The following is an 8,471-nucleotide window of genomic DNA, read 5'->3' on the forward strand; positions in this document are numbered from 1 at the left end:
GGGTGGGCCCAGAGATATGGCGCCCCTAGAGCGTTTTCGAGCGAAGTGGATACCGGTTCGCGTGAAGAAAACGCGTCAAAGCAAGAATCTAGAGCTTCGGTTCTGATTCAATCAGAACCGAAAATGCTCTAGGCCGGCTTCGGCTTGCGCGAGGCGACGAACACGCCCGACAGCACCAGCACGAAGCCGATCAGGTGGAACAGTTGCGGATGCTCGCCAAGGAAGATGATCGAGAGCACAGTGCCGAACACCGGCACCACATGGAAGAACGGCGCGGTGCGGTTGGCGCCGATCAGTTGGACGCCGCGGTTGAAGCAGAGATAGGCCAGGGTCGAAGGGAATACCGCGACATAGAGCAGCGAGAGCAGGTTGCTCACGTTAAACTGCATCACCGGGCGCGCCAGCAATTCCCAGATCAGGAACGGTATCAAGCATGCCGCTCCGCAGCCGAAGGTGAAGGCGACGAATGAGAGGCCATGGATCTGCGGCCGCTTCAGCGACAGCACCGAATAGATTCCGAAGATCGTGAGCGCCAAAAGGAAGATCAGGTCGCCCTTGTTGAATTCGACATTCGACAGCGCGGTGAGGTCGCCGCGCAGGATGATCACCAGTACGCCCGCAAGCGACAGCAGGACGCCGAAGGCCTGCGCCATCGTCAGACGCACGCCGAGCAGGACCAGCGACCACACCGCGATGATCAGCGGCGCCGCCGATTGCAACAGCAGCGTGTTCAGCGCCTGGGTATATTCGAGCGCCCAGTACTGCATCGTATTGAAGACGCCGATCCCCGTCACCGAGAGGAAAACCATCAGGCCGAGGCGGTCGCGGATCAACGGCCAGTCGTGCTTCAGATGCGGCCAAGCCCAGGGCAGGATCAATACGAATGCCAGCCCCCAGCGCAGGAACGACAGCGTCACCGGAGGGATATGTCCGGCGGCGAGGCGACCGACGATGGCGTTGCCGGCCCAGAACAGCGCGGTGAAGCTGAGCAGCAAATAGGGCTGGTTGGCCAGCCAGTTGCCGGAGCCGGCGGGGGAGGTGGTCTCGGAAGCAGACATGCGTCGGGCCCGGTTCATGGCGCCGCGGCCCGCCCGGCGGGGTTCACGCGCCGGGCCGGAATGCAAGAGGACCCGGCCCGCGCCACAGACACGGATTTCGGGGTGACGGCAATGGTGCTGGCTGCATCGCGACCATGCGCAGACCCGACTCCCGGCAGTCTGCCGGCGTGATCCGACGACCGCTTCGTCGCGCCGTCGCGTCGAAGGAGTGCGTCAGCCGGCCTCGTCGGAAGGACCGGCCTGGCGCTTGACCATTTGCGCGGCGAGATCGATCAGGATCCGCTTGGTATCGACGTCGTGCAGTTCGCGGAACAACCGCAACAGGCGCAGCTCGAGCAGCGACTGCAGCGATGCGGAGCCCGGCTCCGGCAGGCGTCGCGCCCGGGCGGCGGCGCTGCTGCTGGCGCGACCGTTGAAGAGATCGACGGAGACGCCGAGCGCGCTCGCCACCTGGCGCAAGCGCTCGATGTCGACCGCGTCGCGGCCGTTTACGCGCCCTGTCCGCTGCGGGGGCGTTGCTCCCAGCACTTCCGCAAGGTCGGACTGCGACAGTCCGATCTCGCGCCACTTGGCCTGCACCAGTTGATCGATGTGCCCGTCGGTCGATTTGCTCATTGCGTTGCTCAGCCGATCTTGGAGCGTGTTTCGTTCACGAAACCTGCGAACAGATTTACCAGTGGCTCCCCCTTGTAGGTTTTCTGCAGATCGTTGGGATGCACGAACTCGTCGCGGAACCACGGATACTTCCTGCCGTCGAAGGCCTGGATGGTCCAGTCGATCAACTGCTTGACGCGCGGAATCCGCTTGGCGTCGGGGTGATAGGCAAGCCAGATGTCGAGCGAGAAGTTGATGCCGATGTCGAGCGGGATCAGCGGCCCCGCGACCGCCGGCACATAGGTCGGCAGCCAGCCGACGCCGGCGCCCTTGGCGACCGCCCAGACATGGGCGCTGCTGACATTGTTGCGCATGGCGACGAAGCCGACCTGCTCGCGGCCGGCATATTGCTCGTACATCTGCTGCGCGCGGGTCTGGTCGGCGTCCTGCAGCACGATGCGGTGGTTCTGCCGGATGTCGTCCTGGTCCTTCGGCATGCCGTAGATCTCGACATAGCGCGGGCTGACGAACGGCATGACGTGGAGGCGGCCGATCTTGACGCGCTTGAGGTCGGGCTTGTCGGGCTCTTCGAGCTGCACCGCGACGTCGGCCTCGAGCCGGAGCACGTCGGCCGAACGCATTTCGCATTTGAGATCGACCAGCAGCCCCGGATAGACACGCTGGAATTCGATCAACCGCGGCGCGACCCAGAAGGTGCCGAGGCCTTCGGTAATGGCAAAGCGTACCTCGCCCGATAGGGCCGGGGTGGTCTGGCTCAGCGCGCGATCGAGGCCGAAGGCCGCTTCCTCCATCCGCCGCGCCGCCTCCAGCACCTTCTCGCCTTCCGGCGTCAGCCGCACGCCGTCGACATGGCGGGTGATCAGCGTCGTTTTATAGGCGTTCTCTAGTTGCAGGATCTGCTTGCGCAGGAAGTTGGCCGAGGCGTTCAGCTCCAGGGCTGCAGCGCGGAAGCTGCCGATCCGCGCCACCTCAAGGAAGATCCGCACCGAATCCCACTGGGCGATGCGGCCCGGGGGGTGTGCACGGTGGTGAACACCCCTGCGCTCAGGTGAGTGCATACAAATCGCCTCGTTTGTCGCCTTTTAGCTTAACGGGAACATCCCTCTATTCTTGGCAGAAACGCGGCAAAACCACAACCGCGAGAGACAATCGATGACTGCTCTGGACCTCGATTTTATTCGCAAGGCCGCCACCCGCCGTCAGGGGACGGGTCCCGCCCGGTCGCTCGACAAGATGACCATGCTGCAACTGGCGAAACGCACGGTGATATTCACCGTCGATGCCGCCGGGATCGCATCGCTGATGGATGCGGCAAGGGAAGATATTCCGGGACTGACCACCAACCGCATCGTTCAGACCGTCGCCAACCATAATCCGGATGTGTTCTGGGCGATCGCGCGGCGGGACCAGTTCGACATTGCCGCGCCGAAGGGCGAAGGTTTTCTCGCGGTGCTGCCGCTGACCCATGAAGGCACGCGCCGCCTGATCGACGGCCGGCTCGATACCAAGAATCCCGATCTCGCGTTCGTCGCGCGCCAATCGGAGCGGCCGGCTGGCATTTATGTCTGGGCCATCCACGCCAAGGGCCCGACGGTCGCCGCGATCCCGCTGGTGCTGCAGAAATTCTCGACCCCGCTCTACCAGGGCATCAACATCTATTCGCGCCCGATCACCAAGGAAGGGCTGCGCGTGCTCGAGCCGCTCGGGTTCACGCCGGGCGCCCGCTATGACGGGTTGTTCGCGCCGCATCTGCAGATGCTCGATCGCTCGCATGAGATGCCGCCGCCGAAGCCGGTGCCGCCGGATCCGATCTCGGTGCGGGTGGTGCGCTCGATGGACGAGATGGCGCGCGTGATGGCGATCCGCAGCGCCGTCTACATGGGCGAGCAGCATTGCCCGTTCGAGGAGGAATTCGACGGCAACGATTTCTCCGCGACCCATCTGATCTGTCATCTCGGCCGCGAGCCGGTCGGCTGCATGCGCATCCGCTACTTTGCCGATTTCGCCAAGCTGGAGCGGCTGGCGGTGCGCAGCGAAAGCCGTAGCGGCGGCGTCGCCGGCCGCATTGTCGATGCCGCGATCGAGCTGTGCCGCAAGAAGGGCTACAACGTGCTCTACGCGCACGCGCAGAAGCGATTGCTCGGCTTCTGGGAGCAGCGCGGCTTCGAGCGCATGGCGGGCTCGCGCGAATTCGTGTTCTCCGATTACGACTATGTCGAGGTCAAGCTTCAGACCGAGCGGCATCCGCAGCGCATCACCCTCGGCGAGGATCCCTACGTCCTGATCCGCCCTGAAGGACAGTGGGACGTTCCCGGCATCCTTGAAATGTCCGCCGGCCGCGGCGCGGCGGCGCAACCGACTGCGATGTGATCGCCATGGGTCCGGTAATCGACCTCAAGCCCTATGTCGGCGCTTCCAACACCCGCCTGCTGGTCATGGTCGACCTGCAGGAGGACGCCTATTTTCGCGCGGCGGCCTCCGCCGACGATGTCGAGCGCTCGCTGGAAAGCTGCAGGGCCGCGATCCAGCACGCGCGCAATGCCGGGATGCCGATCGCCTTCACGCGGCGCGCCCAAGAGCTGGATATCGCGGGTTTGGACGTCGTCGACAGGAAGGCGCCGTCGCCCTGGATCATGGGTCTCGAGCCGAAGCGCTCGGACATGGTGTTCGAGCGCAGGCAGCCCTCCTGCTACGCCAATCCGCTGTTCGACGATGTCGTCTCGCGGATCGGCAGCTTTGCGATCGGTGGTCTGGCCGCGGAAGAGGTCTGCCTTGCCACCGCCATCGACGCATCCCACCGCGGCCATCGCGTCACCTTCCTGACCGATGCAGCGGCGAGCCGGCAGCGGCGCGATGCCGATGCGAGCTCGGTGCACATTGTCGCGACGAAGGCGATCGAATTGTTCGCCGATGTCGCCACCACCGCCCACTGGCTGGTCGCGACCGCGCAGCGGCCTCTGAGAGGGCATCGATATGGATGAACTGAGGGCCCGTCGCTTGCGTAACGTGATTCCGGTACTCACCGAACAGCGTAATATTCTGGTTTCCGGCGGTCTGTCCTTTGCAGGCCATCTCGTCGATCTCGCGATCATGCAGCTTCAATTGTCGCTGCACGAGATTTCCGAAGACGAGCTGTCCGAATTCTCCAACGTGGTCAGCCTCAACCTCGCCAGCGGCGACTTCCAGGATTGACCGGGGAGGCAGGGATGCCCCGCAGATGGATCGTGCTGGCCGTATTGTTCGCGGCGCGCGCGGCGACCGGGTTTCAGTTCCAGTCGGTCGGCTCCACGACCAACTTCCTGATGCACGATCTTTCGCTCGGCTACGCCCAGCTCGGCATGCTGCTCGGCGCCTATCTGCTGCCCGGAATCGTCGTCGCCTTTCCGGCCGGCCTGATCGGCCAGCGCGTGCGTGAGTCCACGCTCGGGCTCGGCGGCCTGGCGCTGATGGTGATGTCCGGCATCGCTCTGTCCTATTGCGACAGCTTCGCCGCCGCGCTGATTGCGCGTGTGATCGGTGGCGTGGGCGCCACCATCGTGATTCTGGTCGCCACCAAGATGACGACCGACTGGTTCGCCGGCCGTGAGATCGTGCTGGCGATGTCACTGTTGCAGATGAGCTGGCCGTTCGGCGCGATGCTCGCGCTGCCGGCGCAGACTTATCTGGCACAATCGCTGGGGTGGCCGGCGGTGATGGCGTCGAGCGCGATGTTGGCCCTGGTCGTGCTCGGCGCCTTCGCTTTCCTGCCGCGAAGTCCCGTCCAGGCCGCGGCTGCAGCGGAGGCGCGCACCGTCCTGCCGGTCAGGATCCTGGTCCCGGTTCTGATCGCGGGCGTGATCTGGGGCGCGATGAATCTCGCCTGCGTGCTGTTTTTCAGCTATGCGCCGCAATTGCTGGTGGCGCAGGGGTCGAGCCCGACTGGCGCGGCCTCGCTGGTCAGCCTCGCGATCTGGTTCACCATCATTGCCATTCCCGCCGGCGGCTATCTGGTCGAGCGGTCGGGACGGCCGGTCGCGGCGATCATGGCTTGCGGCCTTGTGGCAGCCCTGGCGCTGACTTTGTTCGTCGCCGGCGTCCGTCCGACCATCGCCTGCCTCATCTTCGGCGTCGCCATCGGCCCGTTGTCCGGCGCGATCCTGTCGCTGCCGACGCGCGTGCTCGAGCCGGCTGACCGCTCGCTCGGCTTCGGCCTGTTCTTCACCTGCTTCTACATCCTGATGGCGATCGGGCCCTCCGCCGCCGGCCGGCTGCAGGATGCCTGGGGCAACCCATCGGCCGCGCTGATCGCGGGCGCTGCGTTGCTGGCCATGATGGCGCCGCTGTCGCTGCTGTTCGCGCTACTCTCGAAGCGCCGCGAGGTGTTCACGCTCAAGCCCGCGGCAGCGTGAGATTACGCCACGAGCGGCCGCACGATCGCGCCGAGGGCCTTCACCGCGTCGTCAGGCCCAAGCTCGATCTGCAGGCCGCGCTGCCCGCCGTTGACGAACACGGTCGTCCCGCCGAGCGCGGCCTGTTCGATCGCGATTGGCACGCGCTTCTTCTGCCCGAACGGGCTGATGCCGCCGACATGATAGCCGGTCAGCCGCTCGGCATCGGCAGGCCGCATCATCTTCGCGCCCTTGCCGCCGAACGCGGCGGCGAGCTTCTTCATGCTGACCTCGCGGTCTGACGGCACCACGGCGCAGACCGGCTTGCCGTCGACCTCGGCCATCAGCGTTTTCAGCATCCGTTTTGGCGCCACCCCCAGCGCTTCGGCGGCCTGCAGGCCGATACTGTCGGCGTCAGGATCATAGTCATAAGTGTGCAGGATGAATTTCGCGCCGAGCTTCGCCAGCGTCTCGGTGGCGCGCGTGCTCTTGGACATCTGGCTGGCCGTTCCCTTAATCCTTGTCCATGATCTGTCCCTGCCTTGCCACGGCCATAAATTTTCCGGGGATATCAAAGGCTTGCAGATCGTCCAATTGGAGCAAAAACTACCCTTCTTGCTTGCTTAAGCGTAGCGCTTCCTTTATCGGGTTTAGCGCCCTGTGTGCGAACGGCCAGCCGCCGTGATTTCGCCGGGCAGCTTAAACCATGATCCGGAAAGTTCGGCACCGCTTTTCCGCGTCGATCATGATCGAACCTTGAAGTGTTGCAGGGAACGCTTGCGAAATGGCCAATGTTGTCGTGGTCGGCGCCCAGTGGGGCGACGAAGGGAAGGGCAAGATCGTCGACTGGTTGTCGGAGCAGGCCGACATCGTCGTGCGCTTCCAGGGCGGCCACAATGCCGGCCATACGCTCGTCATCAATGGCGAGACCTACAAGCTTGCGCTGTTGCCGTCGGGCGTGCTGCGGCCGTCGAAACTGGCCGTGATCGGTAATGGCGTGGTGTTCGACCCGCAGGCCTTCCTGGACGAGGTGGCGCGGCTGAAGGGGCAGGGCGTCGCGGTCAGTCCGGACAATCTGCGGATCGCCGAGAACGTCACGCTGATCCTGCCGCTGCACCGCGATCTCGACGCGCTGCGCGAATCATCCAACGCGGTGACGGCGATCGGCACCACCCGCCGCGGCATCGGCCCGGCCTATGAGGACAAGGTCGGCCGCCGCGCCATCCGCCTGATGGACCTCGCCGATCTCGACACCTTGCCGCACAAGATCGACCGCCTGCTGGCGCATCATAATGCGCTGCGCCGCGGCCTCAATCTGGAGGAGATCGACGGCAAGGGCATCCTCAACGAGCTGTCGGCGCTGGCGCCGAAAATCCTGCCCTATGCCGAAACGGTCTGGCGGCTGCTCGACCTCAAGCGCCGCGAGGGCAAGCGCATCCTGTTCGAGGGCGCCCAGGGCGCGCTGCTCGACGTTGACCACGGCACCTATCCCTACGTCACCTCCTCCAACACGGTGGCGGCGCAGGCGGCGACCGGTGCCGGCCTTGGCCCCGGCGCGGTCGGCTATGTCCTGGGGATCTGCAAGGCCTACACCACCCGCGTCGGCCAGGGGCCGTTCCCGACCGAGCTGACCGACGAGATCGGCGAGGAAATCGGCCGCCGCGGCAAGGAATTCGGCGTCAACACCGGCCGCAAGCGCCGCACCGGCTGGTTCGATGCGGTGCTGGTGCGGCAGACGGTGCGCACCTGCGGCATCACGGGGCTGGCGCTCACCAAGCTCGATATTTTAGATGGATTCGATACCATACAGGTGTGCACCGGCTACAAGCTCGACGGCAAGGACATCGATCACCTGCCGGCCGGCGAGGGCGCGCAGGCCCGCGTGGTGCCGGTCTATGAAACGATCGAGGGTTGGAAGCAGCCGACGGCGAACGCCCGCTCCTGGGCCGACCTGCCGGCACAGGCCATCAAATATGTCCGCCGAGTGGAAGAATTGGTCGGTTGCCCGATCGCGCTTCTTTCCACCAGTCCGGAACGCGAGGATACTATTCTGGTACAAAATCCGTTCGAGGCTTAACGGGATATTACCTATATCCCACCAATTTGACTGGAAATGGCTGATTACTACCCGCTGATTGCCCGCGCCATCGCCGGATTGGATCCCAATGCTCCCGGTGAGAGCCGCCGCGCGCTTTACGAGCGCGCGCGGGCGGCGCTGATCCAGCAGCTCCGCAGCGTCCAGCCGCCGCTGTCCGAATCCGAGATCACCCGCGAGCGCCTGTCGCTCGAAGAGGCCGTGCGCAAGGTCGAATCGGAGGCCGCCCAGCGCGCCCGCGAGGCCAGCCGCCCCGGCGGCGGTTCCCGCAGCGGCGACGCCTTTCGCCGCGCCACCGCCGCCGCCCGTCCGCCGGAAGGCGCTCCGGCCCCAGGC

Annotated in this window: 9 protein-coding genes and 1 pseudogene; 6 read left to right on the forward strand and 4 right to left on the reverse strand. The window is 65.2% G+C overall.

What is annotated here, in order from left to right; translation table 11 throughout:
• Positions 1-128: 128 nt before the first annotated feature.
• The 3 genes from I6F35_RS39115 to I6F35_RS39125 form a co-directional block, all read right to left on the reverse strand.
• Positions 129-1,058 (reverse strand): DMT family transporter, encoded by a 930-nt coding sequence (locus I6F35_RS39115; protein WP_225122898.1) that lies wholly within the window; start codon positions 1,056-1,058, stop codon positions 129-131.
• A 213-nt stretch (positions 1,059-1,271) separates the two neighbouring features.
• On the reverse strand, positions 1,272-1,673 hold the full coding sequence (locus tag I6F35_RS39120) for a helix-turn-helix transcriptional regulator (protein ID WP_225122899.1): 402 nt from the start codon (positions 1,671-1,673) through the stop codon (positions 1,272-1,274).
• A gap of 8 nt (positions 1,674-1,681) precedes the next feature.
• On the reverse strand, positions 1,682-2,659 hold the full coding sequence (locus I6F35_RS39125; protein WP_346283252.1) for a LysR family transcriptional regulator: 978 nt from the start codon (positions 2,657-2,659) through the stop codon (positions 1,682-1,684).
• A gap of 166 nt (positions 2,660-2,825) precedes the next feature.
• Between I6F35_RS39125 and I6F35_RS39130 the strand changes: the two genes are divergently transcribed.
• From I6F35_RS39130 to I6F35_RS39145, 4 genes are read left to right on the forward strand one after another with little or no spacing between them, the layout of a single operon-like run.
• Positions 2,826-4,043, forward strand: a complete 1,218-nt coding sequence (locus I6F35_RS39130; RefSeq protein WP_225122901.1) for a GNAT family N-acetyltransferase — start codon at positions 2,826-2,828, stop codon at positions 4,041-4,043.
• Positions 4,044-4,048: 5 nt separating this feature from the next.
• A complete protein-coding gene (locus I6F35_RS39135; RefSeq protein ID WP_225122902.1) occupies positions 4,049-4,654 on the forward strand; it encodes an isochorismatase family protein in 606 nt (201 codons plus the stop codon).
• Positions 4,647-4,865 carry a hypothetical protein gene (locus tag I6F35_RS39140; protein ID WP_225122903.1) on the forward strand — a complete coding sequence of 73 codons (219 nt, stop codon included), beginning with the start codon at positions 4,647-4,649 and terminating at the stop codon, positions 4,863-4,865. The genes I6F35_RS39135 and I6F35_RS39140 overlap by 8 nt, the downstream gene beginning before the upstream one ends.
• 14 nt (positions 4,866-4,879) lie before the next feature.
• A complete protein-coding gene (locus tag I6F35_RS39145; RefSeq protein ID WP_225122904.1) occupies positions 4,880-6,061 on the forward strand; it encodes an MFS transporter in 1,182 nt (393 codons plus the stop codon).
• A 2-nt stretch (positions 6,062-6,063) separates the two neighbouring features.
• Here the strand turns inward: I6F35_RS39145 and ybaK are convergent, their stop codons facing one another.
• A complete protein-coding gene (gene ybaK, locus I6F35_RS39150; protein ID WP_225122905.1) occupies positions 6,064-6,537 on the reverse strand; it encodes a Cys-tRNA(Pro) deacylase in 474 nt (157 codons plus the stop codon).
• 287 nt (positions 6,538-6,824) lie between these two features.
• Here ybaK and I6F35_RS39155 point away from each other — a divergent pair, with 287 nt between their 5' ends.
• Both I6F35_RS39155 and I6F35_RS39160 read left to right on the forward strand, forming a co-directional pair.
• Positions 6,825-8,117 (forward strand): adenylosuccinate synthase, encoded by a 1,293-nt coding sequence (locus tag I6F35_RS39155; protein ID WP_225122906.1) that lies wholly within the window; start codon positions 6,825-6,827, stop codon positions 8,115-8,117.
• Between the two features lie 36 nt (positions 8,118-8,153).
• Positions 8,154-8,471 (forward strand): annotated as a pseudogene (locus I6F35_RS39160) (hypothetical protein); the annotation flags it as partial.

Source organism: Bradyrhizobium sp. BRP22 (genome assembly GCF_020194175.1).
Taxonomy (GTDB): Bacteria; Pseudomonadota; Alphaproteobacteria; order Rhizobiales; family Xanthobacteraceae; genus Bradyrhizobium.